Here is a 23,997-nt window from a genome sequence, read left to right as displayed (position 1 = left end):
CAAGTGACCGCGACCGACCCGAACAGGGCGCTGCCGCTCGACCCCTCCCTCGCCCCGCCCGGCACCCGCAACTTCCGCGACGCCGGAGGCATCCCCGCCGACCGCTGGCACGCCGACCAGAACGGCGAGACCCTCGTCCCCACCCACTGCTGCTTCTGCGGCGTCCAGTGCGGCATGTACCTCCGCGTCGACCGCGGAGGCAAGGTCTTCGGCGTCGAGCCCCGCAACCACGACATCAACCGGATGCGGCTCTGCCCCAAGGGCATCAACGCCTACCAGCAGGTCAACCACCCCGACCGGCTCACCGCGCCCCTCATGCGCCGCAATCGCGACGAGGAGTTCCGGGAGGTCAGCTGGGACGAGGCCCTCGACCACACCGTCGCCGAGATCCGCCGCATCCAGGGCGAGTACGGCAACGACGCCTTCGGCCTGCTCGGCGGCGCCAGCCTCTACTCCGAGAAGACCTACCTCGTCGGCAAGTTCGCCCGGGTCGCCCTGAAGACCCGCCACGTCGACTACAACGGACGCCTCTGCATGGTCTCCGCCGCCGGGGCCAACAAGCTGGCCTTCGGCATCGACCGGGCCGGCAACCCCTTCTCCGACATCCTCCTCACCGACTGCCTTCTCATCGCGGGCTCCAACGTCGGCGAATGCTTCCCCGTCATGACCCAGTACCTGTGGGGGGCCCGCGACCGGGGCGCCACCCTCATCGTCGTCGACCCGCGCGAGACCGCGATCGCCCGCACCGCCGACCTCCACGTCGCCCTCAAGCCCGGCACCGACTCCGCCTTCTTCAACGCCGTCCTCCATGTCGTCGTCGCCGAGGGCCTCACCGACGAGGCCTACCTCGCCGCCCACGCCACCGGCTGGGAGGAGGTCAAGGCGACGGTCGCCGCATACCCGCCGGCCCGGTCGGCCGAGATCTGCGGCGTCCCCGAGGAGCAGATCGTCCAGGTCGCCCGCATGTTCGCCGGAGCGGACCGGGCCATGGCCTGGCACGCCCGCGGCGTCGAGCACCACTCCCAGGGCGTCGAGAACTGCCTCAGCATCATCAACCTGTGCGTCGCCGCCGGACACATCGGCGGGCCCGGCGCCGGCTACGGCACCATCACCGGCCAGGGCAACGGCCAGGGCGGCCGCGAGCACGGCCAGAAGTCCGACCTGCTTCCCGGCGGCCGCTCCATCACCAACCCCGAGCACCGCCGCCAGATCTGCGAGATCTGGGGCATCGACGAGGCCGAACTCCCCCTCGCCGGCACCTCCATGATGGAGATGGTCTGGCAGATGCAGCGCAAGGAGATCCGCGGACTCGTCGGCATCTGCAACAACCCCTTCGTCTCGCTGCCCAACTACGCCACCGTCAAGGACGGCTACGACACCCTCGAGTTCCACGCCCAGTTCGACTTCTTCCTCTCCGAGACCGCGGCCAACGCGCACGTGGTCTTCCCCGTGACCGTCTGGGCCGAGGACGAGGGGGTCATGGCCAACGCCGAGGCCCGGGTCGTCAAGCACAACAAGGCCCAGGAACCCCCGGCCGGCGTCCGCACCGACACCTGGGTCATCTGCGAACTCGCCCGCCGGCTCGGCGCCGGCGACAAGTTCGAGTTCCCCGACTCCCGCTCCGTCTTCGAGGAACTCCGCATCGCCTCCGCCGGAACCGTCAACGACTACTACGGCATCACCTACGAGCGCCTGGAGGAGACCGGCGGCATCGCCTGGCCGTGCCCCAGCACCGAGCACCCCGGCACCCCCCGCCTCTTCGAGAACGGCCGCACCTACCACCCCGACGGCAAGATCCATATGCAGGTCGTCGAATGGCACCCGCCGATGGACCCGTACAGCGAGGAGTTCCCCCTCTCGCTGACCACCGGCCGCACCGTCGCCCACTTCCTCTCCGGCAACCAGACCCGCCGCCTCGGCGCCCTCGTCGAACAGACCCCGCGCCCCTGGGTGGAGGTCCACCCCTCCCACGGCTTCCGCAACGGCGACCCCGTCAGGGTCGTCACCCGCCGCGGCAGCGAGGTCTTCCCCGCCCTCGTCACCGAGGCCATCCGCCCCGACACCGTCTTCGTCCCGTACCACTGGCCCGTCCCCACGGCGGCCAACGCCCTCACCATCGACGCCCTCGACCCCCGCTCCAAGATCCCGGAGTACAAGGTGTGCGCCGCCCGTATCGAGGCCGCCGAGCGGATCGACGAGGTCCCCGCCCCACCCACCGCCCCCGGCCACCAGGCCTACCCGGAGACCCAGGTCTCCCGCACCGACCCGCTGCCCCCCACCTCCCCCCAGGGCCGCGGCACCGCGGAGAGGAGCTGACCCGCACATGATGGGCCGCACGATCTTCATCGACCCGGGCCGCTGCATCGGCTGCCAGGCCTGCGTCTCCGCCTGCCGCGAATGCGACTCCCACCGCGGCAAGTCGATGATCCACCTCGACTACCCCGACGAGGGCCACTCCGTCGCCTCCCTCCCCACCGTCTGCATGCACTGCGAGGACCCCGTCGCCCCCTGCGCCGAGGTCTGCCCCGCCGACGCCATCCTCGTCACCGCCGACGGCGTCGTGCAGCAGGCCGACACCACCCGCTGCATCGGCTGCGCCAACTGCGTCAACGCCTGCCCCTTCGGCGTCCCCAAGATCGACCTCCAGGCGAAGCTCCAGATGAAGTGCAACCTCTGCTACGACCGCACCGCCTACGGCCTCGCCCCCATGTGCGCCACCGTCTGCCCCACCGGCGCCCTCTTCTACGGAACCCTCGAAGAACTCCGGGCCGAACGCCCCGGCGTCCAGGTCGCCGACTCCTTCACCTTCGGCTCCAGCACCGTCACCACCGGTGTGGCGATGGTCGTCCCCGCCGACAAGGTGCAGTGGCCGGTACCCGGCGGGCTGCCCGTCGTCGAGATCAATGGAAGGGATGTCCGTTGAGCGTCACCGACCCCCAGCCACCCGCGCCGGACCCCCGTTCCGACGCGGCCCAGGAAGCGCTCCACGACCGGATCGCCGCCGACTCGCTCACCACCCGCCGCGACTATCTGCGGATCGTCGCCACCGTCTCCGGCGGCCTCGCCGTCGGAGGTGTCGCCGTCGCCTCCGGCATCCTGCACCGCCACGGGGACAGCGAGGGGGCACCCGAGGCGAAGCGGATCGCCGACCAGCTCCTGCCCGGAGAGTCCCTGGCCTTCCGCTACCCCGGCTCCGAGGACCGCGCGGTCGCCGTCCGCCTGGAGGACGGCACCCTCGCCGGCTACTCCGCCGTCTGCACCCACCTCGCCTGCGCCGTGCTCTGGCGCAAGGACCGGGGCAGCGAGGGCGAGCTGTACTGCCCCTGCCACGAGGGTGTCTTCGACGCCCGTACGGGAGAGGTCACCGCGGGTCCGCCGCCCCGAGGACTGCCGAAGGTGGTGCTGGTGGAGGAGACCGACGGCAGCGTCTGGGCGATCGGCACCGCCCGCTCGGGAGAGAGCGCCCGGGAGGGTCTCTGCCGCCAGCTCGGCGACGACCGGCCCGAACTCGCCGACCGGCTGGGATGCTCCGGCGCCTCCGCGCCCGGCGCGGCGGGGGAGAGGAGTGAGCGGACATGACCGAGAGCGCCTTCCCGCGCGACCCGGAGGCCCCGGAGCCGGCCAAGCCCCCCGTGACGCCGACGGCCCCGGAGGTCTCCCGGCCCCCCGTGACACCGGCGGCCCCGGAGGCACCCCGGCCCCCCGCGTACACCCCGGGCAGTGCGCAGCCGCGGCTGAACCGGCCGGTGCACGAGCGCTATCCGCAGATCCGCCCCACCAGCGGTTACGGCGATCCCCGGATCCGGCACACGGGGCCGGGACCGGGAGCCGGTACGGAGCAGGAGCCGGAGCGCTCCTCGAAGCTGTCGGCGCGTCTGGCGCTGGCGCTCACGGTCGTCATCGGCCAGCTGTGGGGGCTGACGATCGTGGTGGACGAGTGGATGGCGGGGAACACCGGCACCGCGTGGTGGGGCGCGGGCTTCCTCGTCCTGTCGTTCCTGGTGGTGCTCGGCCTCTGGATGATCGACCCGAAGGACCGCTGAGCCGGAGGGTGGTGCCCGACGGCCCGGGAAGAGCGCAGATCAAAGGGGTACGGGGCGGGGGAGCGGGCGTACCCTTGAGGTATGAGTACCGCCCCCGCCCACGGACCGCGAGACGCGAAGCAGCCCGGCGTACGTCCCAGCCCCAGGAACAGTCCGAAGCCGGTACTCGTCTTCGACGATCCGCTGGACCGGCAGTCCGCGGACGACACGGACCGTGGATGGGGCGAGCGGCCTCCGGCCGGCGGCGACAGCGCCGCCGACCTCGCGCGCTTCCTCGACGAGAAGCCGCCGCACCACCTCTGACACCGGCGTGGGTCGCCGGTCAGGAGGTGGGGTGCGTCCCGGATCCGCCGCCCGAGCCCGTACCTGAACCCGACCCCGGGCCCGTGCCTGATCCCGAACCCGTGCCCGTGCCCGTGACCGGGCCGCGCTGGGCGACGAGGTGGTCGCGGATCTCCTTGAGGACCTCCAGCTCGCTGATCTCCATGGTCTCCGCCACGCCTTCCTTCGCCTTGTCGTGCGCGGCGCGCTTCGCGAGGATCTTCGCCATCGGCAGGACCATCAGGAAGTAGACGACGGCCGCGGTGATCAGGAAGCTGAGGACCGCGCTGAGGACCAGGCCCCACTGGAGCTGGATGCCCTGCACCTCCCCGTCGACGACGACGCACGAGTCCTTGATGCAGGACGAGTAGCTCTCCAGGTCCTTGGTGCCGAAGGCGCCGACGACCGGGTTGATGATGCCCTTGACCACCGAGTTCACGATGTTGGTGAACGCGGCACCGATGACGACGGCCACGGCCAGGTCGATCACGTTGCCACGCATCAGGAAGGCTTTGAAGCCGCCCATCAGACTTTCCTTCTTCTCGGCCACCAAGGTGCCTTTCGTCGCTCGTGCTGCTGCTGTGTGCGGTGCCATTAGGCCGCGAACGGAATGGAGCCGTCCAATCCGTACACACGGACCGGTGACTTGACAGGGTGTCCGTGCGAATCAGCACAGGATCACCGCCAGTTGGGACGTGACGCCGGCTCCTGCCAGCGCGGCGGCCGTCGACCGCGGCACGGACAGGACGACGAGCGCCCCTCCGTCCGGACGGGTCTCGTCCGGGGGCGGAACCTCAGCCACCCGGGCGCCCGTCACGACCACCCGGGCCTCGCCGTCCGAGCCGATCGGGGAGTCCGGCGCGGCGATCACGTCGACCCGGTCGCCGGGGCGCAGCAGCCGTACGGTCGCGGCGTCGGCGATCCGCACCGGCGCGGACACGAGGCGGACGGCGGCCGGTGGGCGTGCCCGGGCGGCGACGGCGGGGACGGGAGCCCCCGGCGCTCCCGGCGGCCCCGGCGGTGGGGTGTCGCCCGCGACGGCGAGGGCCGCCGCGACGAGCGCGAGGAGCACCGTCGGCATCCGGCGGGCCCGGCGCAGTGCCCTGCGCAGGCGGTGCCGGGGGCCCCGCACCCGTAGCGGCTCGAAGACCGGCACCACGCACGGCGCCGGAACGGGAGACGGGGCGGGAGAAGAGGAGGGGAACGGCGTCGGGGGAGGAGCGGGGAAACGGGCGGGGGCATGGGCAGGCCCCTGGGCGGGGTCGGATGAATGACGGAAGGAGGGGAAGGGCTGCGTCATCGTGGGCACGGCCGTCCTGGTCGGGAGTGGGATCGGCTCCCACTCTCCCGGCCGCGCCGTCCCCCCGCCCGGGCCTGGGGATCACCCCGGACCTGTGAACAACTCCCTCACTCCTGAAGGTGGTTTGCCGCACCCCTGACGGTGCTTCGCCGTGTTCAGGGCAGCTCGATCCCCAGGTCCCAGCCGTCGTGCGCACGGGTGCACAGGCAGTCCCGGTCGACGGTCGACGGGAGGGCGCCCACCGCGTCGAAGAGCACCTCCCGCAGCCGCCCCACGTTCTCGCCGAACACCCGCAGCACCTCGGTGTGGGAGACGCCCTCGCCGGTCTCGGCGCCCGCGTCCAGGTCGGTGACGAGCGCGAGCGAGGTGTAGCAGAGCCCCAGCTCACGGGCGAGGACGGCCTCGGGGTGCCCGGTCATGCCGACGACCGACCAGCCGGCCGCGGCGTGCCACCGGGACTCGGCCCGGGTGGAGAAGCGGGGTCCCTCGATCACCACCATCGTCCCGCCGTCGACGGGCTCCCAGCCCCGTCCCCTGGCGGCCTTGACCGCCACCCGCCGCCCGTCCGGGCAGTAGGGGTCGGCGAAGGTCACGTGGACGACGCGGGGCAGGGCTCCGTCGGCCCGCCGCTCCCCGTCGAAGTAGGTCTGCGCCCGGGCCTTCGTACGGTCGACGAGCTGGTCGGGGACGACGAGCGTGCCCGGCCCGTACTCCTCCCGGAGCCCGCCGACCGCGCAGGGTCCGAGGATCTGCCGGACGCCCACGGAGCGCAGGGCCCAGAGGTTGGCGCGGTAGTCGATCCGGTGCGGCGGGATGCTGTGGTTCCGGCCGTGCCGGGGGAGGAAGGCGACCTGCCGACCGGCGATCGAGCCGAGGAAGAGGGAGTCGCTGGGGCTGCCGTACGGGGTGTCGACCGACACCTCCGTGACGTCCTCCAGGAAGGAGTAGAAGCCGGAGCCGCCGATCACACCGATGTCCGCGTACACACCCTGGGTCGCCATGGCGGTCACCCTATGCGCGGCCCGGGGAAACACCGAGGGCCCCGTCGCGAACGACGGGGCCCTCGGTGAAAGAACGTACGGACGTTGTCCTGAATCAGGCGTCAGGCGGCCGAACTCCCGGTGCTCGACGCGGACGTCGAGGAGGCGGAAGCGGGCGCCGAGGACGTCGACGCGGCCGGCTTCGCGTCCGACGTCGAGGACGACGTGGACGAGGACGACGGGGTCGAGGACTTCGACGCGGCCGGCGAGCTGCTGGACGACGAGCCGCGGCTGTCGTTCCGGTAGAAGCCGGATCCCTTGAAGACGATGCCGACGGCCGAGAACACCTTCTTCAGGCGGCCCTTGCACTGGGGGCACTCGGTCAGCGCGTCATCGGTGAACTTCTGCACCGCCTCGAGGCCTTCGCCGCACTCGGTGCACTGGTACTGGTAGGTCGGCACTTGTCTTCCTCCTGGCACTCACACTCATCGAGTGCTAACGACAATCCATACTGACGTATTCCGCGGGTTCAGTCCACCGCCACCGGCACGCGGTGACCGATACCACGCGCCGCGACCCGGCTCGTCTCGCGCGGCTTGAGGCGGGACCGCAGGGCGAGAAGCGTGGCCAGGGCGAGCGCGGTGCCCACCATCGGCACCAGGAATCCGGTGCTCGCGCCGTGGGCGTCGGCGAGTCGGCCGGCGACCGTGACGGCGGCGGCCTGGCCGAGCGCGACGGCGCCGGTGAGCCAGGTGAAGGCCTCGGTGCGGGAGGACGCCGGGATCAGGGTCTCGACGATCGTGTAGCCGGTGATCAGGGCGGGGGCGATGCACAGCCCCACGACCAGGCCGAGGGCGCCGAGGAGCAGCACCGAGTGCGTGGTCCACAGCAGCGACGCGGCGACGGTGAGGCCGGCGTAGCCGAGGATCAGACGGCGGCGGGGGCCCGTCTTCCAGGCGACGGCGCCCATGGCGATGCCCGCGAGCATGTTTCCGGCGGCGAAGACGCCGTAGAGCAGACCGTTGGCGCCGGGGTTGCCGATCTCCTCGGTGAAGGCGGTGAGGGAGACCTGCATGCCGCCGAAGACGGAGCCGATGCCGAGGAAGGCGACGACGAGGACCCGGACGCCGGGGATGGAGAGCGCCGAGCGGTGGGGCTCGGCGGAGCCGGCCGAGGAGATGCCGAACGCGGGCTGGGTGGCGCGCTGGGCGGCGAAGAAGAGTCCGCCGAAGAGCGTGAGCGCGGCCTCGGCGATCAGGCCGGCGGCCGGGTGGACGCCGGTGCACAGGGCGGTGGCGAGGACGGGGCCGACGACGAAGGTGAACTCGTCGGTGACGGACTCGAAGGCCGCGGCCGTCGGCATCAGCGGGGTGCCGTCCAGCTTGGCGGCCCAGCGGGCCCGGACCATCGGTCCGACCTGGGGCACGGAGGCACCGGCGGGCACCGCGGCCAGGAACAGGGCCCAGAGCGGGGCGCCGCTCAGGGCGAGCACCACGAGCAGGGAGACGGACGCGGTGTGGACGAGGACGCCGGGGATCAGGACGGCGCGCTGGCCGAAGCGGTCGGCGAGCTTGCCGCTCTGCGGAGCGAACAGCGCCATGGAGACGCCGGTGACGGCGGCGACCGCGCCGGCACTGCCGAAGGAGCCGGTGGTGTGCTGGACGAGCAGGACGATGCCGATGGTCAGCATCGCGAAGGGCTGCCGGGCGGCGAAGCCGGGAAGCAGGAAGGACAGCGCACCGGGTGTGCGCAGTAGCTGCCCGTAACCGGGCCGCTTGTCCGAGATGACCGTGGACGCCACGGTCCTTGCCTTTCCGCCGCCTGGTAGCGCGCCCCCGGCACTGTGGTGCGGGTGTCGCCGAGAGCTGTCCTCATGCGCGGAACTGCGGTAGATACCGGGCCGGCCCCACTGCGGAGGGGCGCCACGGCCGCCATACGGTCGCGCCAGCTCTGCGTCAGGCAGAGTTGGTTCGATCAGGTGTGCCTTCATGCTACAGGGAGGAGCGTCTTCCTGCCTGGGAAAACGCTCCTCCCTCTGAATTAATGCCTCGGATTAATCGGATGTTCGCTTGGGGTGCTCACCTGAGCGGTGAAAGCGCAGCGCCGTGCCCGCCGGGACCGAGGCCGCCGTGGCACCGCCCGTGCCCAGCCAGCCGGCGAGCTTGCCGCCCTGGCCGACCGCGCGCAGCCGTCGCTCGGTGGCGTCCCGCACCGGGTCGGTGGCGACGACGAGGAGCTCGTCGCCGCGCCGCAGGACGGTCGCGGGCCCCGGTACAAAGCTCGACTCCTCCCGTACGACGAGGGTGACGGCCGCTCCGGCGGGGAGCCGCAGCTCGGCGACCTCGACGCCGTGCATCCGTGAGTGCTCCGGGATCGCGACCGAGAGGAGGTGGCCGCGCAGCCGCTCCAGGGGCGCGGACTCGACGCCGAGGTCGGCGGCGTCCCCGTCGTCGCCGAGCTTCAGCGCCTTCGCCAGCCACGGCAGGGTCGGTCCCTGGACGAGGGTGTAGACGACGACGAGCACGAAGACGATGTTGAAGATCCGCTCGCTGCCCTCGATGTCGGACACCATGGGGATGGTCGCGAGGATGATGGGGACGGCTCCGCGCAGGCCGGCCCAGGACATCAGGGCCTGCTCCTGCCAGGGGATGCGGAAGGGCAGCAGGCTGACCAGCACTTCCATGGGCCGTGCGACCACCGTCAGGACCAGGCCGATGACGACGGCGGGCCAGAAGTCGTGGACGAGCTCGTGCGGGGTGACGAGCAGGCCGAGCAGGACGAACATGCCGATCTGGGCGATCCAGCCGAGTCCCTCGGCGAAGCCGCGGTTGGCGGGCGCGTGCGGCAGCTTGGCGTTGCCGAGGACCATCGAGGCGAGGTAGACGGCGAGGAAGCCGGAGCCGTGGGCCATGGCGCCGGCCGCGTACGCGACGACGGCGATGGCCATGACGGCGATCGGGTAGAGGCCGGAGGCGGGCAGGGCGACGTGTCGCAGCCCGTAGGCGCCGAGGAAGCCGACGGTGAGGCCGACGGCGACGCCGATGGCGAGTTCGAGGGCGATCGTGCCCACGAGGACGGACCAGTGGTCGACCGGTCCGGCGGTGGAGAAGGCGACGACGAGGATGACGACGGGGGCGTCGTTGAAGCCGGACTCGGCCTCCAGGACACCGGTGACCCGTGAGGGCAGGGGCACCTTGCGCAGCACGGAGAAGACCGCCGCCGCGTCGGTGGAGGAGACGACGGCGCCGATGATCAGGGCCTGTCGCCAGTCGAGACCGACGAGGTAGTGGGCGGCCGCGGCCGTGATGCCCACGCTCACCGCGACGCCGACGGTGGAGAGGACGACCGCGGCGGGCAGCGCCGGCTTGATCTCCTTCCACTTCGTGCCGAGGCCACCTTCGGCGAGGATCACGACGAGGGCGGCGTAGCCGATGACCTGCGTCAGTTCCGCGTTGTCGAAGGCGACGTTGCCGATGCCGTCCTGGCCGATGGCGATGCCGATGCCGAGGTACAGCAGCAGGCTGGGGAGCCCGCTCCGGGACGAGATCCGTACGGCCGCGACCGCGATCAGCAGCACGAGGGAGCTGATGAGCAGGAGTTCGTTGAGCTGGTGGACAGTCAGTGGCCGTTCCTTCCCCTCACATGCAGCTGGATCGTTCCTCCAGCGGCCGACACTTCGTTACCTTACCTAATCTTTAACGTTTTCTTGACGCCTTCTTTGCGCCTCCTCGCTCACCAGTACGGTTCTCTTCCTGACACCGCGTCCGGGCCGTCCGGACGCTGCGCCTAAGGTTGCTCCCGTACTCCAGGACCACCCTGCCCCTCGAAGGACAGCGATGCCCTCCAACACGACCGCGCCTCCCGCCAAGAAGAAAGGGCGGCGCGCCCGCCTGATCCTCCTCGTCCTGGTCCTCGCCCTGGTCGCGGGCGTCGGATACGGCGGGTACTGGGGTGTGAGCACCGTCCGGGCCTCGTTCCCGCAGACCACGGGCGAGATCCGGCTCGACAGCCTGTCCGGCACCGTCGACGTGAAGCGCGACGCGAACGGCGTCCCGCAGATCTACGCGGACAACGAGACGGACCTCTTCCGCGCCCAGGGCTACGTCCAGGCCCAGGACCGCTTCTACGAGATGGACGTCCGCCGTCATGTGACCGCGGGCCGGCTCTCCGAGATGTTCGGCGAGAGCCAGGTCGAGACCGACTCCTTCCTGCGCACCCTCGGCTGGCGCCAGGTCGCGCAGCAGGAGTACGACAAGGTCCTGTCGCCGGAGACGAAGAAGTACCTCCAGGCGTACGCGGAGGGCGTCAACGCCTATCTGAAGGACCGGGACCCCGCCGACATCTCCGTCGAGTACGCGGCCCTGGGCTTCACCAACGACTACGCGATCGAGCCGTGGACGCCGGTCGACTCGGTGGCCTGGCTCAAGGCGATGGCCTGGGACCTGCGCGGCAACATGCAGGACGAGATCGACCGCTCGCTCATGACCAGCCGGATGAGCGCGCGCCAGATCAAGCAGCTGTACCCGGACTACCCGTACGCGCTCCACCAGCCGATCGTCGACCGGGGCGCGGTCGACGAGTCCACCGGGAAGTTCGACCCGAAGGCCGAGGCCGGCGAGGCCGACGGCGCGACCACCGGGGAGACCCCGGGCGGCGGCCTCGACGGCACGGGCTCGTCCGGCTCCTCCGACTCCGGTACGCAGTCCCAGCTGGGCGCCCTCTCCGAGGTCCTGGACGGCATCCCCGCCCTCCTCGGCCCGAACGGCAACGGCATCGGCTCGAACTCCTGGGTCGTCTCCGGGAAGTACACGACCTCCGGGAACCCGCTGCTCGCCAACGACCCGCACCTCGCGCCGCAGCTGCCGTCCCTCTGGTACCAGATGGGTCTGCACTGCCGCTCTGTCTCGGCGACCTGCCGCTACGACGTCTCCGGCTACACCTTCTCCGGCATGCCGGGTGTGATCATCGGACACAACGACAAGATCGCCTGGGGTCTCACCAACCTCGGCGCCGACGTCACCGACCTCTACCTGGAGAAGATCGGTCCCGACGGCTACCTCGTCGACGGCAAGGTCAAGCCCTTCACGGTCCGCGACGAGATCATCAAGGTCGCCGGCGGCACCGACCGGACGATCACCATCCGCTCCACCGAACGCGGCCCGCTCGTCTCCGACCGCTCCACCGAACTGGAGAAGGTCGGCCAGAAGGCCCCCGTCGGCAACGCCGCCCCCGACCGCGGCACCGGCTACGGAGTCTCCCTCCAGTGGACCGCCCTCCAGCCGGGCAAGTCGATGGACGCGATCTTCGCCCTCGACCGCGCCAAGAACTTCGACCAGTTCCGGGCCGCCGCCAAGAACTTCGAGGTCCCCTCGCAGAACCTGATCTACGCCGACACCGAGGGCCACATCGGCTACCAGTCCCCGGGCAAGATCCCGCAGCGCGGCAAGGGCGACGGCACCCTGCCCGCGCCGGGCTGGGACTCCTCGTACCGGTGGAAGGGCTACATCCCCTTCGACCAGCTGCCCTACGAGTACGACCCCGAGCGCGGTTACATCGTCACCGCCAACCAGGCCGTGATCGACTCCTCGACCTACCCCGACCTGCTCACCAAGGACTGGGGCTACGGCTCGCGCAGCCAGCGGATCAACGACCTCATCGAGTCGAAGATCAAGGACGGCGGCAAGGTCTCGCCGGACGACATGCGGACCATGCAGACGGACAACCGCAGCGAGATCGCGACCCTGCTCAACCCGCTCCTGCTGAAGATCGACATCTCCGACCCGCACGTCCGCGAGGCGCAGAAGCTGCTCGAGGGCTGGGACTACACCCAGGAGCCCGACTCGGCCGCCGCCGCCTACTTCAACGCGGTCTGGCGCAACGTCCTCAAGCTGTCCTTCGGCAACAAGCTGCCCAAGGAACTGCGCGCCGAGGGCGACTGCATCAACGTGCGCCCCGCCGACGCCACCGGCCCGGTCGACGAGCAGAACAAGCTCGTACGGGAATGCGGCCAGCGCGACCCCGAATCGGCGCAGCCGGACGGCGGCGACCGCTGGTACGAGGTGGTCCGCCCGCTCCTCAAGCAGGAGAAGAGCGAGTGGTGGGTCACTCCCGGCAACCGCACCGACCAGGCCACCGAGACCCGTGACCAGCTGCTCGCCCGCGCCATGAAGGACGCGCGCTGGGAGCTGACCGCCAAGCTCGGCAAGGACGTCTCGACCTGGAGCTGGGGCCGGCTGCACCAGCTGACCCTGAAGAACCAGACCCTCGGCACCGCCGGACCCGGCGCCGTGCAGCGGCTCCTCAACCGCGGCCCGTGGAACCTGGGCGGCGGCGAGGCGGCCGTCGACGCCACCGGCTGGAACGCGGCCGGCGGCTACGAGGTCATCTGGGTGCCGTCGATGCGGATGGTGGTCAACGTCGGGGACTGGGACAAGTCCCGGTGGATCAACCTGACCGGAGCCTCCGGGCACGCCTTCCACTCGAACTACACCGACCAGACGGACGCCTGGGCGAAGGGCGACCTGTACGACTGGGCCTACGGCAAGGCGGCGGTCGACGCGGCGACGAAGGACACGCTGACGCTGAAGCCCTGATCAGGGCGTGAAGCGGGTGACCCCCTCCGGGGTCACCACCGCGTGCACGGGGTGGTCGTGCGGTTCCTCCGGGACCCGGGCGACCACCTCGTCCGCGTACAGGAGCACCACCAGGGCCGGGTCGGTGCCGGTGCGCGTGAGCCGGGCGAGCACCCGGTCGTACGACCCGCCGCCCCGGCCGAGCCGCATCCCGCGCCCGTCGACCGCGAGGCCCGGCAGCAGGACGGCGTCGGCGGCGCACACGGCCTCGGGACCGAGCCGGGGCCCGACCGGTTCGAGCAGTCCCCGGCCGGCCTTCGCGAGCCGCTCCGAACCCTCGTACACGGCCCAGTCGAGGTCGTTGTCGGGGAGCAGGACGGGGAGCAGGACCCGCACCCCGCGCGCGTGGAGGGCGTCGAGCAACGCGCGCGTGCCCGGCTCGCGGCCCACCGACACATAGGCGGCGACCGTGGACGCCTCGGCGAGTTCGGCCAGTTCCAGCCCCCGTCGGGCGAGGGATTCGGCCGTGTGTGCCAGGGATTCGGCGCTCAGCGCGGCGCGAGCGGCCAGAAGTCGACTGCGCAGCACGGCCTTTTCGGACATCTCCGGTGTCATGACGGCCCCATGTGAATTCGCGAAACTCTCGTATCTGTCTTTATGCGGAGGAAGTTAATCGGAGTCACATCTTTCTCTCATTCCGAACGACTAAGGTGCACCGCATGAATCAGTCGCTCCCCAGCCTCGGCCGGATCAGCAAGGCTGTCATCCCGGCCGCCGGCCTCGGCACCCGCTTCCTCCCGGCGACCAAGGCGACGCCCAAGGAGATGCTGCCGGTCGTCGACAAGCCGGCCATCCAGTACGTCGTCGAGGAGGCCGTCGCGGCCGGACTCTCCGACGTCCTGATGATCACCGGCCGGAACAAGCGTCCCCTGGAGGACCACTTCGACCGGAACTACGAGCTGGAGGAGGCCCTGAGCCGGAAGGGCGACGACGAGCGCCTCTCCAAGGTCCAGGAGTCCAGCGACCTCGCCACCATGCACTACGTGCGCCAGGGCGCCCCGCGCGGCCTCGGCCACGCCGTGCTCTGCGCCGCCCCGCACGTCGGCGAGCAGCCCTTCGCGGTACTCCTCGGCGACGACCTGATCGACCCGCGCGACCCGCTGCTCTCGCGGATGGTGGAGGTCCAGGAGCGGGAGGGCGGCAGCGTGATCGCCCTCATGGAGGTCGAGCCCTCGCAGATCCATCTGTACGGCTGCGCGGCCGTCGAGGCGACCGTCGACTCGGACGTCGTGAAGGTGACCGACCTGGTCGAGAAGCCGGACGCGGGCGAGGCGCCCAGCAACTACGCGATCATCGGCCGCTATGTGCTCGATCCGGCCGTCTTCGGGATGCTGCGGGAGACCGAGCCGGGCCGCGGCGGGGAGATCCAGCTGACCGACGCCCTGCAGAAACTCGCCTCCGACGAGAAGATCGGCGGCCCGGTGCACGGAGTCGTGTTCAAGGGGCGCCGCTATGACACCGGTGACCGTGGTGACTATCTGCGTGCCATTGTCAGACTCGCGTGCGAACGTGAAGATCTGGGACCGGACTTCCGGGCCTGGCTCCGGAGATACGTCAGCGAGGAGATGTAGCACCTTGAGCAGCAGCGCGGCACCGTCGCCGTCCCACGACGACGACCACGAGCAGGGCCCCGAGCACGGCCACGGCGACGAGCGGGGAGCGGCCGACCCCTGCGCGGGGCCCGCGCGCGGGCTGTGGTCGGTGGACGAGCACCTCGCCGACATCCTCGCGACGGTCGGCCCGCTCGAACCCATCGAGCTGCAACTCCTCGACGCGCAGGGCTGCGTCCTCGTCGAGGACGTGACGGTGCCGGTCGCACTGCCTCCCTTCGACAACAGCTCCATGGACGGGTACGCGGTCCGGGTCGCCGATGTCGCCGGTGCCAGCGAGGAGTTCCCCGCCGTCCTCACCGTCGTCGGGGACGTCGCGGCGGGCGCGGGCGGGCTGCCCGAGGTCGGCCCCGGCCAGGCCGCCCGGATCATGACCGGCGCCCCGCTGCCGCCCGGCGCCGAGGCCGTCGTCCCCGTGGAGTGGACCGACGGCGGCACGGGCGGCGGCGCGGCCACCGGTATGACCGCCGCGAGTGCCGCCCCCGAGGGCGCGGCCGGCGAGGTCCGGGTGCACCGCGCCGCCGAGGCCGGTGCGCACGTCCGCACCCGGGGCAGCGACGTCCGGGCCGGGGAGCGGGCCCTCGAGGCCGGCACGGTCCTCGGACCGCCGCAGATCGGTCTCCTCGCCGCGATCGGCCGCGGCACGGTCCGGGTCCGGCCCCGCCCCCGGGTGGTCGTCATGTCCACCGGCAGCGAGCTGGTCCAGCCCGGCGAGCCGCTGGGCGAGGGCCAGATCCACGACTCCAACAGCTTCGCGCTCGCCGCGGCCGCGCGGGACGCCGGAGCCCTCGCCTACCGGGTGGGAGCCGTCGCCGACGACGCGGAGTCGCTGCGCGCCACCATCGAGGACCAGCTCATCCGGGCCGATCTGATCGTGACCACGGGCGGGGTGAGCGTCGGCGCCTACGACGTGGTGAAGGAGGCGCTGACCGCCGACGGCCAGGTCGACTTCCGCAAGCTGGCCATGCAGCCGGGCAAGCCGCAGGGCTTCGGCGCGATCGGCGCCGAGCAGATCCCGCTGCTCGCGCTGCCGGGCAACCCGGTCTCCTCGTACGTCTCCTTCGAGCTGTTCGTCCGGCCCGCTATCCGGGCCCTGATGGGCGTCGAGGACCTCCACCGGCCCCGGGCGCGCGCCGAGCTGGTCGCCGACAAGGCGCTGTCGTCACCCGCGGGGCGCCGGCAGTTCCTCCGGGGGACGTACGACCCGGAGGCGGGCACCGTCACCCCGGTGGGCGGTGCGGGTTCCCATCTGATCGCGGCCCTCGCGCACGCGGACTGCCTGCTCGTGGTCCCGGAGGAGACGGAGAGCGTCGAGCCGGGCGCTGTCCTGGAAGTGGTCCTCCTCGGCTGAGGGGGCGAGGGTGGGGGTACGGTGTCGTCCCACACAGCGACCGGGAGTGTCACGGCGATGAGCACGCAGCAAGGTCTCACCCACATCGACGAGGCGGGCGCGGCCCGCATGGTCGACGTATCGGCGAAGGACGTCACGTCCCGCACGGCGCGCGCCAGCGGGCGGGTGCTCGTCTCGCCGCGCGTGATCGAGCTGCTCCGCGGCGAGGGCGTCCCGAAGGGCGACGCGCTCGCCACGGCCCGGATCGCCGGGATCATGGGCGCCAAGAAGACCCCGGACCTCATCCCGCTCTGCCACCCGCTCGCGGTCTCGGGCGTGACCCTGGACCTGGCGGTCACCGACGACGCGGTCGAGATCCTGGCGACGGTCAAGACCACGGACCGTACGGGTGTCGAGATGGAGGCCCTGACCGCGGTCTCGGTGGCGGCCCTGACGGTGGTCGACATGGTGAAGGCGGTCGACAAGGGCGCGGTCATCTCCGACGTACGGGTGGAGGAGAAGACGGGCGGCAAGTCGGGCCACTGGACGCGGAGCGGGTCGTGACGCGCGGCGGCCGGGTGTCGGGCGTGCACGAGCACGAGGGCCAGGCACACGAGGGCCACGAGCACGAGGGCCAGGCCAGCGAAGGCCAGGCCCACGAGGGTGGGGCGCACCAGGAGCGTCCTCCCGCGGCGCTCGGCGCGGGTGTCGGCGGCGCGCTCCTCGGCCCGTACGCCGCGCTCGTCGTCACCGCCTCGAACCGGGCGGCCGCCGGGGTCTACGAGGACAAGGGCGGCCCGCTGATCGTCGAGGGTCTGACCCGGATGGGCTTCTCCGTGGACGGCCCCCGGGTCGTCCCGGACGGGGCACCGGTCGAGGCGGCCCTGCGGGCCGCGGTCGCCGCCGGGTACGACGCCGTCGTGACCACCGGGGGCACGGGCATCTCGCCCACGGACGAGACGCCCGAGGTGACCCGCCGGGTCCTGGAGCGGGAGATCCCGGGCATCCCGGAGGCGATCCGGGCGTACGGCCGGGAGAAGGTGCCCACCGCGGCGCTCTCGCGGGGCCTCGCCGGAGTCGCGGGCGGCACGCTGATCGTGAACCTGCCGGGTTCTCCCGGCGGGGTGCGGGACGGGCTCGCCGTCCTGGAGCCGATCCTCCGGCACGCCGTCGACCAGATCCGTGGCGGCGACCACCCGAGACCGTCGTGATCCCGTCCTGGCCTGTGGTCCTCGTCGACGGAGAGGTGCTGCTCCGTCCGATAAAGATGCGTGACCACGCGGCCTGGCGCGAGGTGAACCGGCGCAACCGCGAGTGGCTGCGGCCCTGGGAGGCGACGGTTCCGCCGCCGCCCCCGGGCGGGCCGGTGGCGCAGCGGCCGACATACCGTCAGATGGTCCGCCATCTGCGGTCGGAGGCGAACGCGGGCCGGATGCTGCCGTTCGTGATCGAGTACCGGGGGCGGCTCGTCGGCCAGTTGACGGTCGCCGGGATCACCTGGGGATCGATGTGCTCCGGACATGTGGGCTACTGGGTGGACAGCGAGGTGGCCGGGCGCGGGGTGATGCCGACGGCGGTCGCGCTCGCCGTCGACCACTGCTTCCGGGCGGTCGGGCTGCACCGTATGGAGGTGTGCATCCGCCCGGAGAACGGGCCTTCGCGCAGGGTCGTGGAGAAACTGGGATTCCGGGAGGAGGGGCTGCGGCCCCGCTATCTCCACATCGACGGCGCGTGGCGGGACCATCTGGTCTTCGCGCTGACGGCGGAGGAGGTGCCGGAGGGGCTGCTGCGCCGCTGGCATCAGGCAAGAATGAGATAAGTGTTCGAATTCAATCGGTAGTTGACACGCAATCGATCTGAACAATCACAAAAAAGTTCAGTGATATCAGCCAGATCGTGCGACACACCGGGCCAATTGGCCGATGCCTTCCCGTGAACCCCTCTACCGTGTGAGGCGTGAGCAGCAGCGGCCTCATCTACGCAGTCATCGTCGGGGCCTGGGCCGCCTACTTGGTACCGATGTGGCTCCGCAGGCAGGACGAGCTGAACGAAGCCCGTCCGACGGAACGCTTCAGCACCGCCATCCGGCTGCTTTCCGGACGGGCGGGCATGGAGCGTCGATACGCCAAGGAGCTCAAGGAGCGGGACCGTACGGCGGAGGGCCCGACGCCCGACGTGGACCCGGACGCGGAAACCGAGCATTTGAGCTCGGTCGACGTCCGGGCCTTCTCCGCGCCCGCGGCCAGGACGGAAGCGCGCCTGGAACTCCCGGAACCCGAACCGGAACCGGCACCGGCCCGCCCCTCGGGGGCCGCCGCCGAGCGCGCCCGCCGGGGCAAGGTCCTCGCGCGGCGCCGGCGCACCACGACGCTCCTCTTCGCCGGCTTCACCCTCGGCGCGGTCGTCGCGGCCGTCGGCGGGGTCGCGTTCCTGTGGGCGCCGGCCGTCCCCGCGCTGCTCCTCAGCGCGTACATCGTGCATCTGCGGGTCCAGGAACGCCGCCGCTTCGTCTATGTGATGGACCGGCGGCGCGCCGAGGCGGCGGCGGCACGGCTGCGCGAGAGCCGGCGCCCGGCCCCCACGCCCGAACCGCAGCCCGATCCCGCCTCGACCCCCTCCCCGCAGGAGGCGGACCGGCGGGCCCTGGTCGAGCAGACCGACCACGCGGAGTGGGTCGACCAGCAGCGCGAGCGCGGCCCGGCCCGCGGGGACAGCTGGGACCCGGTCCCGGTCCCGCTCCCCACGTACGTCACCGCCCCGGTCGCCCCGCGCGCCACGAGCGGCATCGACATCACGGACCCGGAGACCTGGAGCGCGGCCCGCTCCTCCACGGCGGCCGACCCGGCCCCCGCCCCGTCGCCGGCCCCCCGTCAGCGGACCGCCCAGCCCCGCCGCGACCGCGACCACGGCCGCACCCCGCTCTTCGACCAGTACGCGGACGACGACCGCCCCCGGGCGGCCAACGAATGACCCCACCGGGGGCCCGCGGCGGTCCCCGGCTGACCTGCGAGGGAATGGATTTTTGCCTGAGCCGGTCGGGATGCTAATGTTTCACACGTCGCAAGGGCCTGTGGCGCAGTCTGGTAGCGCACCTCGTTCGCATCGAGGGGGTCTGGGGTTCAAATCCCCACAGGTCCACAAACGACAGTTCGCGAGTAGCTCTCGGGAACGTTCACGAGATCCCGTCCGATCGAAAGATCGGGCGGGATCTCGTCGTTTCGGGCTCCCGCCCTCCGGCGGCGTGTCGAGCCCGCTGCCGGAGGGCCGGGGCAGCGGTCAGCGGATCTTCACGGTGGCGCAGGTGAACGTCGTGTCGCCGAGCAGCGCCGGAGTGACGGCGACGCCGGTCAGGTGCTCGGCCAGGGCGAAGGCCGCGGGCGAGGACAGATCCGTCTCCGGATCGTCGTCGTCGAAGTGGAAGCCGATCCGCCGCATGACGTCGAGGAGTCCGTCGGGCTCGGTGCCCCACCGGTCCTCCGGGAACATGGGGTCGAAGCACAGGCGCAGGACCTGGTCCTCCGCCCAGAGGAACGTGCCGAGGCCGTTGATGTTGACGAAGTGGGACACCCAGCTCGTCCGCGCGGAGGCCGGCAGCGCCTGCTCCTCGGTGACCCCGAGGTAGCCGTTGGGCTCGATCATCAGGGTCCAGGCCCCCAGGGGCGTCATGGCGATCAGCTGCCGGTCCCCCTTCTCCTGGTCGTACCGGGCGAAGGTCGCGTCGACGACCGCGGTGATGCCCCGGAGGGGCTCCTCCGGTCGCCCTTCGAGACGGGACGTCAGCTCGGCGGGCGACAGCCCCCGTACCAGGGTGAAGCAGTACGCCTCGGCGATGTCCGGAAAGTCGTCCTCGAACCACACGTAGTCCGCAGCGGTCTTCGTCATGACGCCCATCCTCGCCCCCGGGTCCGACAACGGCGGTGCCCGCCGGTCGGCCGCGGGTGTGGGCTCAGGTCAGGGGCTTGGCGAAGCAGCGGCTGCTGGGGTGGTCGCGGTAGTGGCCGAACTTGGGGCAGGGTTCGTAGCCGCTGGAGGTGTAGAGGGCTATCGCCTCCGGCTGGGCGGTGCCCGTTTCGAGGACCATGCGGGTGCGGCCGGCCGTGCGGGCGTCGGATTCCAGGGCGGCCAGGATGCGGCGGGCCAGCCCGAGGCCGCGGGCCTCGGGGATCACGTACATGCGCTTGAGTTCGGCGTCGCCGTCCGAGTAGCCCTCGTCGTTCTTGTCCTGGGTGCGCCAGCCCCCGGTGGCCATGGGCCTGCCCTCGGGGTCGTAGGCGAGGAGGTAGAGGCCCCGGGGAGGGACGAACATCCCGGCGTCCAGCGGTGTGACATCGCCCTCGTCGTCGTAGCGGACGGCGTACTCGGCCTGGACCGCGCCCTCGAGTGCGACGGCGTCGGGGTGGTCATAGCGCGTGGGCTGGATGTTCATGCGCAGCATCGTACATGTATGCGATGCCCTGGTGTCGGTATTCTCCCGGGATGCTCACTGTCACCAGCGTGAATGTCAACGGGCTCCGCGCCGCCGCCAAGAAGGGGTTCGTCGAGTGGCTGGGCGGGACCTCCGCCGATGCCGTCTGCCTTCAGGAGGTGCGCGCCGAGGAGGCGCAGCTGCCCGTGGAGGTGAAGGCGCCCGAGGGCTGGTTCACCGTCCACGCGCCCGCCGCCGCCAAGGGCCGCGCCGGAGTCTCCCTCTACACGCGGCGCGAGCCCGACCGGGTGCGCGTCGGCTTCGGGTCGAGCGAGTTCGACGGCAGCGGCCGGTACGTCGAGGCCGACCTGCCCGGCGTGACCGTCGCCAGCCTCTACCTGCCCTCGGGCGAGGTCGGCACCGAGCGCCAGGACGAGAAGTACCGGTTCATGGGCGAGTTCCTGCCGTACCTCAAGGAGCTCAGGACCCGGGCCGCCGCCGACGGGCGCGAGGTCGTCGTCTGCGGCGACTGGAACATCGCCCACCAGGAGGCCGACCTCAAGAACTGGAAGGCCAACAAGAAGAACGCCGGCTTCCTGCCCGAGGAGCGGGAGTGGCTGGGGCGGGTGCTCGACGAGGGCGACGGCGGGTACGTGGACGTCCTGCGCGCGCTCCACCCCGAGCAGGAGGGGCCCTACTCCTGGTGGTCCTACCGCGGCCGCGCCTTCGACAACGACAGCGGCTGGCGCATCGACTACCAGATGGCCACCCCCGGTCTCGCCGCCAAGGCCGTGAAGGCGTACGTCGAGCGGGCGGCGACCCACGCCGAGCGGTGGAGCGACCACGCACCCGTGACGGCGGTCTACGACCTGTAGTCCCGGGCGTCCTGGGGGTCCCGCGAGTCCTCTGGGGCCGCTGGCGCCTCAGGCGCCTACGGCCCTGGGGTGAGTGTGGGGCCGCCCTACGGGCCCTGGGGCGCGCCGCGCAGATGGCGGTCGAGGGCCATGGAGAGCTCCGCTTCGACGACGCTCTTGGCGAGCGGGCGGAGGCGCTGCACGTCCTCCTCGCCGGCGTGGGTGCGCAGCAGCTCGGTGAAGAGTTCCGCGAGGGCGTCGGCGTGCTCGCGGACGCGCGCGCCGGCCTTGAGGACCTCGGCGAGGGGGACGCCCTCGCGGACGAGGGCGGCGGAGACGTCGAGCAGCCGGCGGCTGATGTGGATGATCTCCTCGCCGTCGGTGACGAGGTAGCCGAGGTCGAGGGCGGCGGCGAGGTTCTCCGGGGTGACCTCGCCGGCGAAGTGGTCGGCGAGCTCCTCGGGGGTGAGGCGGACCGGCTCCTCCTCGCTGGGGGCGCCGAGGGCCAGCACCTCGCGGACGTTGCGGCCGCTCTCGAAGGCGGTGGTGAGGTCGGCGATGCCGTTGAGGGTGTGGCCGCGTTCCAGGAGGGCGGCGATGGTGCGCAGCCGGGCCAGGTGCTGCTCGTCGTACCAGGCGATGCGGCCCTCGCGGCGGGGCGGGGGGATCAGACCGCGCTCGCGGTAGAAGCGGAGGGTGCGCACGGTGATGCCGGCGGCGGCCGCCAGTTCGTCCATGCGGTACTCGCGTACGCCCTCTGGTGTCACCGTGTTGGGTCCTGATCCTTCGCCCGATCCTTCTGCCACGCACGCCAGCCTATGTTGTACCGCCGGTAACTTTCCCTCGTCGTACCCCTACCGCTCGGTATGGGGCTGCTCTACAGTCCCGACTGTGCCAGTGATTGCTGGCGGGATTGGCCAGGCGCACGGGAGGCGGCGGCATGGCGAAGCACGAGCACGTACGGGTGGCGGTGATCGGATCGGGATTCGGTGGCCTCGGCGCCGCCGTCCGGCTGCGCCGCGAGGGGATCACCGACTTCGTGGTCCTGGAACGGGCCGACTCCGTGGGCGGCACATGGCGGGACAACAGCTACCCCGGCTGCGCCTGCGACGTCCCCTCCCACCTCTACTCCTTCTCCTTCGCGCCCAACCCCGACTGGCCGCGCACCTTCTCCGGACAGCGCCACATCCGCGCCTATCTGGAGCACGTCACGGACACCTTCGGGATCCGCCCCCACCTGCGGCTCGGCCACGAGGTGCGGCGGATGGAGTGGGACACCGAGGCGCTCCGCTGGGAGATCGAGACCGGCCGGGGCACCTTCAGCGCCGACGTCGTCGTCTCCGCCACCGGCCCGCTCTCCGACCCCAGGATCCCGGACATCCCCGGGCTCGCCGACTTCCCCGGCAAGGTCTTCCACTCCGCCCGCTGGGACCACGACTACGACCTGACCGGCAAGCGGGTCGCCATGATCGGCACCGGCGCCTCCGCGATCCAGATCGTGCCCGCGATCCAGCCCCAGGTGGGCAGGCTGACCCTCTTCCAGCGGACGCCGCCGTGGGTCATGCGCCGCATGGACCGGGCCATCACCGGCCCCGAGCGCCGGCTCCACCGCGCGCTGCCCGTCACCGGCAGGCTCCGCCGCGGCCTGCTCTGGGGCATCCGCGAACTCCAGGTCGGCGCCTTCACCAAGCACCCGAACGAACTCGGAATCGTCGAGAAGCTGGCCAAGGCCAACATCGCCAAGTCGATCAAGGACCCGGTGCTCCGGGCCAAGCTGACGCCCTCGTACCGCATCGGCTGCAAGCGCATCCTGCTCTCCAGCACCTACTACCCGGCGGTCGCGCAGCCCAACGTCGACGTCGTCGCCTCCGGCCTGCGCGAGGTCCGCGGCTCGACCGTGGTCGCCGCCGACGGCACCGAGACCGAGGTCGACGCGATCGTCTTCGGCACCGGCTTCCACGTCACCGACATGCCGATCGCCGAGCGGGTCGTCGGCGCCGAGGGGCGGACCCTCGCCGAGACCTGGAAGGGCGGCATGGAGGCGCTGCGCGGTGCCACCGCCGCCGGCTTCCCCAACTTCATGACCGTCATCGGCCCCAACACCGGCCTCGGGAACTCCTCGATGATCCTGATGATCGAGTCCCAGCTGAACTACATGGCCGACTACCTCCGGCAGCTCGACGTGCTCGGCGGGCGCGCCGCCCTCGCCGTCCGGCCCTCCGCCGTCGGCGCCTGGAACCGCAAGGTGCAGGCCCGGATGGAGCGGACCGTCTGGAAGGCGGGCGGCTGCGAGAGCTGGTACCTCGACGCCAACGGCCGCAACACCACGCTGTGGCCGGGCACCACGGGCGAGTTCCGGCGCGAGACCCGACAGGTCGACCTCTCCGAGTACGAGGTCGTCCGCGCGCCCGGGCCCGTGAAGCCCGCCACTGCCGAGCCCGCCACCGCCAAGCCCGCCCCCGCCGAGCCCGCCGCCACGAAGACCCGCGGCGCCGCCCGCAGGACGGAGGCCGCCCAGTGAG

Annotated in this window: 24 protein-coding genes and 1 tRNA gene; 15 read left to right on the top strand and 10 right to left on the bottom strand. The window is 71.7% G+C overall.

Features of this window, described 5'->3' with window-relative positions; translation table 11 throughout:
* Positions 1 to 3: 3 nt before the first annotated feature.
* From IE311_RS22190 to IE311_RS22170, 5 genes are all read left to right on the top strand, one after another.
* Positions 4 to 2,316: a molybdopterin oxidoreductase family protein gene (locus IE311_RS22190; protein WP_189833519.1), complete on the top strand. Its 2,313-nt coding sequence runs from the start codon at positions 4 to 6 to the stop codon at positions 2,314 to 2,316.
* Between the two features lie 7 nt (positions 2,317 to 2,323).
* A complete protein-coding gene (locus IE311_RS22185) occupies positions 2,324 to 2,923 on the top strand; it encodes a 4Fe-4S dicluster domain-containing protein (RefSeq protein ID WP_189833518.1) in 600 nt (199 codons plus the stop codon).
* Entirely contained in the window at positions 2,920 to 3,579 is a 660-nt protein-coding gene (locus IE311_RS22180) for a Rieske (2Fe-2S) protein (protein WP_189833517.1), read from the top strand. The genes IE311_RS22185 and IE311_RS22180 overlap by 4 nt, the downstream gene beginning before the upstream one ends.
* The gene (locus IE311_RS22175; protein WP_229902075.1) at positions 3,576 to 4,043 is read left to right on the top strand and encodes a hypothetical protein; all 468 of its coding nucleotides are present in this window, start codon (positions 3,576 to 3,578) and stop codon (positions 4,041 to 4,043) included. The genes IE311_RS22180 and IE311_RS22175 overlap by 4 nt, the downstream gene beginning before the upstream one ends.
* 81 nt (positions 4,044 to 4,124) lie before the next feature.
* Complete coding sequence (locus IE311_RS22170; RefSeq protein ID WP_189833516.1) at positions 4,125 to 4,346, top strand: hypothetical protein; 222 nt, start codon at positions 4,125 to 4,127, stop codon at positions 4,344 to 4,346.
* A 19-nt stretch (positions 4,347 to 4,365) separates the two neighbouring features.
* Here IE311_RS22170 and mscL read toward each other — a convergent pair whose 3' ends face one another.
* From mscL to IE311_RS22140, 6 genes are all read right to left on the bottom strand, one after another.
* On the bottom strand, positions 4,366 to 4,914 hold the full coding sequence (gene mscL / locus IE311_RS22165; RefSeq protein WP_229902074.1) for a large conductance mechanosensitive channel protein MscL: 549 nt from the start codon (positions 4,912 to 4,914) through the stop codon (positions 4,366 to 4,368).
* 117 nt (positions 4,915 to 5,031) lie between these two features.
* The gene (locus tag IE311_RS22160) at positions 5,032 to 5,523 is read right to left on the bottom strand and encodes a CpaB family protein (RefSeq protein WP_308439823.1); all 492 of its coding nucleotides are present in this window, start codon (positions 5,521 to 5,523) and stop codon (positions 5,032 to 5,034) included.
* Between the two features lie 296 nt (positions 5,524 to 5,819).
* On the bottom strand, positions 5,820 to 6,665 hold the full coding sequence (locus tag IE311_RS22155; RefSeq protein WP_189833514.1) for an S-methyl-5'-thioadenosine phosphorylase: 846 nt from the start codon (positions 6,663 to 6,665) through the stop codon (positions 5,820 to 5,822).
* 101 nt (positions 6,666 to 6,766) lie between these two features.
* Positions 6,767 to 7,105, bottom strand: a complete 339-nt coding sequence (locus IE311_RS22150; RefSeq protein WP_189833513.1) for an FmdB family zinc ribbon protein — start codon at positions 7,103 to 7,105, stop codon at positions 6,767 to 6,769.
* A gap of 68 nt (positions 7,106 to 7,173) precedes the next feature.
* Positions 7,174 to 8,445 (bottom strand): MFS transporter, encoded by a 1,272-nt coding sequence (locus tag IE311_RS22145; RefSeq protein WP_189833512.1) that lies wholly within the window; start codon positions 8,443 to 8,445, stop codon positions 7,174 to 7,176.
* Between the two features lie 252 nt (positions 8,446 to 8,697).
* Positions 8,698 to 10,221: a potassium/proton antiporter gene (locus tag IE311_RS22140; protein WP_229902073.1), complete on the bottom strand. Its 1,524-nt coding sequence runs from the start codon at positions 10,219 to 10,221 to the stop codon at positions 8,698 to 8,700.
* Between the two features lie 259 nt (positions 10,222 to 10,480).
* On the opposite strand from IE311_RS22140, the gene IE311_RS22135 reads away from it, so the two are divergent.
* The gene (locus IE311_RS22135) at positions 10,481 to 13,237 is read left to right on the top strand and encodes a penicillin acylase family protein (protein WP_189833511.1); all 2,757 of its coding nucleotides are present in this window, start codon (positions 10,481 to 10,483) and stop codon (positions 13,235 to 13,237) included.
* On the opposite strand, the gene IE311_RS22130 is transcribed toward IE311_RS22135, so the two are convergent.
* Positions 13,238 to 13,831 carry a 5-formyltetrahydrofolate cyclo-ligase gene (locus IE311_RS22130; RefSeq protein WP_189833510.1) on the bottom strand — a complete coding sequence of 198 codons (594 nt, stop codon included), beginning with the start codon at positions 13,829 to 13,831 and terminating at the stop codon, positions 13,238 to 13,240. It lies immediately after the preceding gene.
* Positions 13,832 to 13,935: 104 nt separating this feature from the next.
* Here IE311_RS22130 and galU point away from each other — a divergent pair, with 104 nt between their 5' ends.
* The 7 genes from galU (at position 13,936) to IE311_RS22095 (ending at position 19,354) form a co-directional block, all read left to right on the top strand.
* Positions 13,936 to 14,847: a UTP--glucose-1-phosphate uridylyltransferase GalU gene (gene galU, locus IE311_RS22125; RefSeq protein ID WP_189833509.1), complete on the top strand. Its 912-nt coding sequence runs from the start codon at positions 13,936 to 13,938 to the stop codon at positions 14,845 to 14,847.
* A gap of 4 nt (positions 14,848 to 14,851) precedes the next feature.
* Positions 14,852 to 16,237, top strand: a complete 1,386-nt coding sequence (glp, locus tag IE311_RS22120; protein ID WP_373313936.1) for a molybdotransferase-like divisome protein Glp — start codon at positions 14,852 to 14,854, stop codon at positions 16,235 to 16,237.
* A gap of 57 nt (positions 16,238 to 16,294) precedes the next feature.
* Positions 16,295 to 16,780, top strand: a complete 486-nt coding sequence (gene moaC / locus IE311_RS22115; protein ID WP_189833508.1) for a cyclic pyranopterin monophosphate synthase MoaC — start codon at positions 16,295 to 16,297, stop codon at positions 16,778 to 16,780.
* Entirely contained in the window at positions 16,777 to 17,427 is a 651-nt protein-coding gene (locus IE311_RS22110) for a MogA/MoaB family molybdenum cofactor biosynthesis protein (RefSeq protein WP_189833507.1), read from the top strand. Before moaC ends, IE311_RS22110 begins: the two co-directional genes overlap by 4 nt.
* A complete protein-coding gene (locus tag IE311_RS22105; protein ID WP_189833506.1) occupies positions 17,424 to 18,035 on the top strand; it encodes a GNAT family N-acetyltransferase in 612 nt (203 codons plus the stop codon). The genes IE311_RS22110 and IE311_RS22105 overlap by 4 nt, the downstream gene beginning before the upstream one ends.
* A gap of 137 nt (positions 18,036 to 18,172) precedes the next feature.
* Entirely contained in the window at positions 18,173 to 19,186 is a 1,014-nt protein-coding gene (gene sepX / locus IE311_RS22100) for a divisome protein SepX/GlpR (protein WP_189833505.1), read from the top strand.
* Positions 19,187 to 19,280: 94 nt separating this feature from the next.
* A tRNA-Ala gene (locus tag IE311_RS22095) sits at positions 19,281 to 19,354 on the top strand.
* 138 nt (positions 19,355 to 19,492) lie between these two features.
* On the opposite strand, the gene IE311_RS22090 is transcribed toward IE311_RS22095, so the two are convergent.
* Complete coding sequence (locus IE311_RS22090; protein WP_229902072.1) at positions 19,493 to 20,098, bottom strand: DUF6461 domain-containing protein; 606 nt, start codon at positions 20,096 to 20,098, stop codon at positions 19,493 to 19,495.
* Positions 20,099 to 20,162: 64 nt separating this feature from the next.
* Positions 20,163 to 20,642 (bottom strand): GNAT family N-acetyltransferase, encoded by a 480-nt coding sequence (locus IE311_RS22085; RefSeq protein WP_189833503.1) that lies wholly within the window; start codon positions 20,640 to 20,642, stop codon positions 20,163 to 20,165.
* 50 nt (positions 20,643 to 20,692) lie between these two features.
* Here IE311_RS22085 and xth point away from each other — a divergent pair, with 50 nt between their 5' ends.
* Positions 20,693 to 21,496 (top strand): exodeoxyribonuclease III, encoded by an 804-nt coding sequence (gene xth, locus IE311_RS22080; protein WP_189833502.1) that lies wholly within the window; start codon positions 20,693 to 20,695, stop codon positions 21,494 to 21,496.
* Positions 21,497 to 21,582: 86 nt separating this feature from the next.
* Here xth and IE311_RS22075 read toward each other — a convergent pair whose 3' ends face one another.
* Entirely contained in the window at positions 21,583 to 22,212 is a 630-nt protein-coding gene (locus IE311_RS22075; protein ID WP_189833581.1) for a MerR family transcriptional regulator, read from the bottom strand.
* Positions 22,213 to 22,415: 203 nt separating this feature from the next.
* Here IE311_RS22075 and IE311_RS22070 point away from each other — a divergent pair, with 203 nt between their 5' ends.
* Positions 22,416 to 23,996 (top strand): flavin-containing monooxygenase, encoded by a 1,581-nt coding sequence (locus tag IE311_RS22070; RefSeq protein WP_229902071.1) that lies wholly within the window; start codon positions 22,416 to 22,418, stop codon positions 23,994 to 23,996.
* Position 23,997: the final 1 nt, after the last annotated feature.

It is taken from the genome of Streptomyces zaomyceticus, from assembly GCF_014656215.1.
Classification (GTDB): domain Bacteria; phylum Actinomycetota; class Actinomycetes; order Streptomycetales; family Streptomycetaceae; genus Streptomyces; species Streptomyces zaomyceticus.
This window is presented reverse-complemented; position numbering and strand designations above follow the sequence as displayed.

Bases quoted from the DNA above. Each gene is read 5' to 3' on its own strand.
- IE311_RS22185 (WP_189833518.1), top strand. From the start codon at position 2,324: ATGATGGGCCGCACGATCTTCATCGACCCGGGCCGCTGCATCGGCTGC.
- IE311_RS22175 (WP_229902075.1), top strand. From the start codon at position 3,576: ATGACCGAGAGCGCCTTCCCGCGCGACCCGGAGGCCCCGGAGCCGGCC.
- IE311_RS22170 (WP_189833516.1), top strand. From the start codon at position 4,125: ATGAGTACCGCCCCCGCCCACGGACCGCGAGACGCGAAGCAGCCCGGC.
- IE311_RS22155 (WP_189833514.1), bottom strand. From the start codon at position 6,665: ATGGCGACCCAGGGTGTGTACGCGGACATCGGTGTGATCGGCGGCTCC.
- IE311_RS22135 (WP_189833511.1), top strand. From the start codon at position 10,481: ATGCCCTCCAACACGACCGCGCCTCCCGCCAAGAAGAAAGGGCGGCGC.
- IE311_RS22130 (WP_189833510.1), bottom strand. From the start codon at position 13,831: ATGACACCGGAGATGTCCGAAAAGGCCGTGCTGCGCAGTCGACTTCTG.
- galU (WP_189833509.1), top strand. From the start codon at position 13,936: ATGAATCAGTCGCTCCCCAGCCTCGGCCGGATCAGCAAGGCTGTCATC.
- moaC (WP_189833508.1), top strand. From the start codon at position 16,295: ATGAGCACGCAGCAAGGTCTCACCCACATCGACGAGGCGGGCGCGGCC.
- IE311_RS22090 (WP_229902072.1), bottom strand. From the start codon at position 20,098: ATGACGAAGACCGCTGCGGACTACGTGTGGTTCGAGGACGACTTTCCG.
- IE311_RS22085 (WP_189833503.1), bottom strand. From the start codon at position 20,642: ATGAACATCCAGCCCACGCGCTATGACCACCCCGACGCCGTCGCACTC.
- xth (WP_189833502.1), top strand. From the start codon at position 20,693: ATGCTCACTGTCACCAGCGTGAATGTCAACGGGCTCCGCGCCGCCGCC.
- IE311_RS22075 (WP_189833581.1), bottom strand. From the start codon at position 22,212: ATGGACGAACTGGCGGCCGCCGCCGGCATCACCGTGCGCACCCTCCGC.
- IE311_RS22070 (WP_229902071.1), top strand. From the start codon at position 22,416: ATGGCGAAGCACGAGCACGTACGGGTGGCGGTGATCGGATCGGGATTC.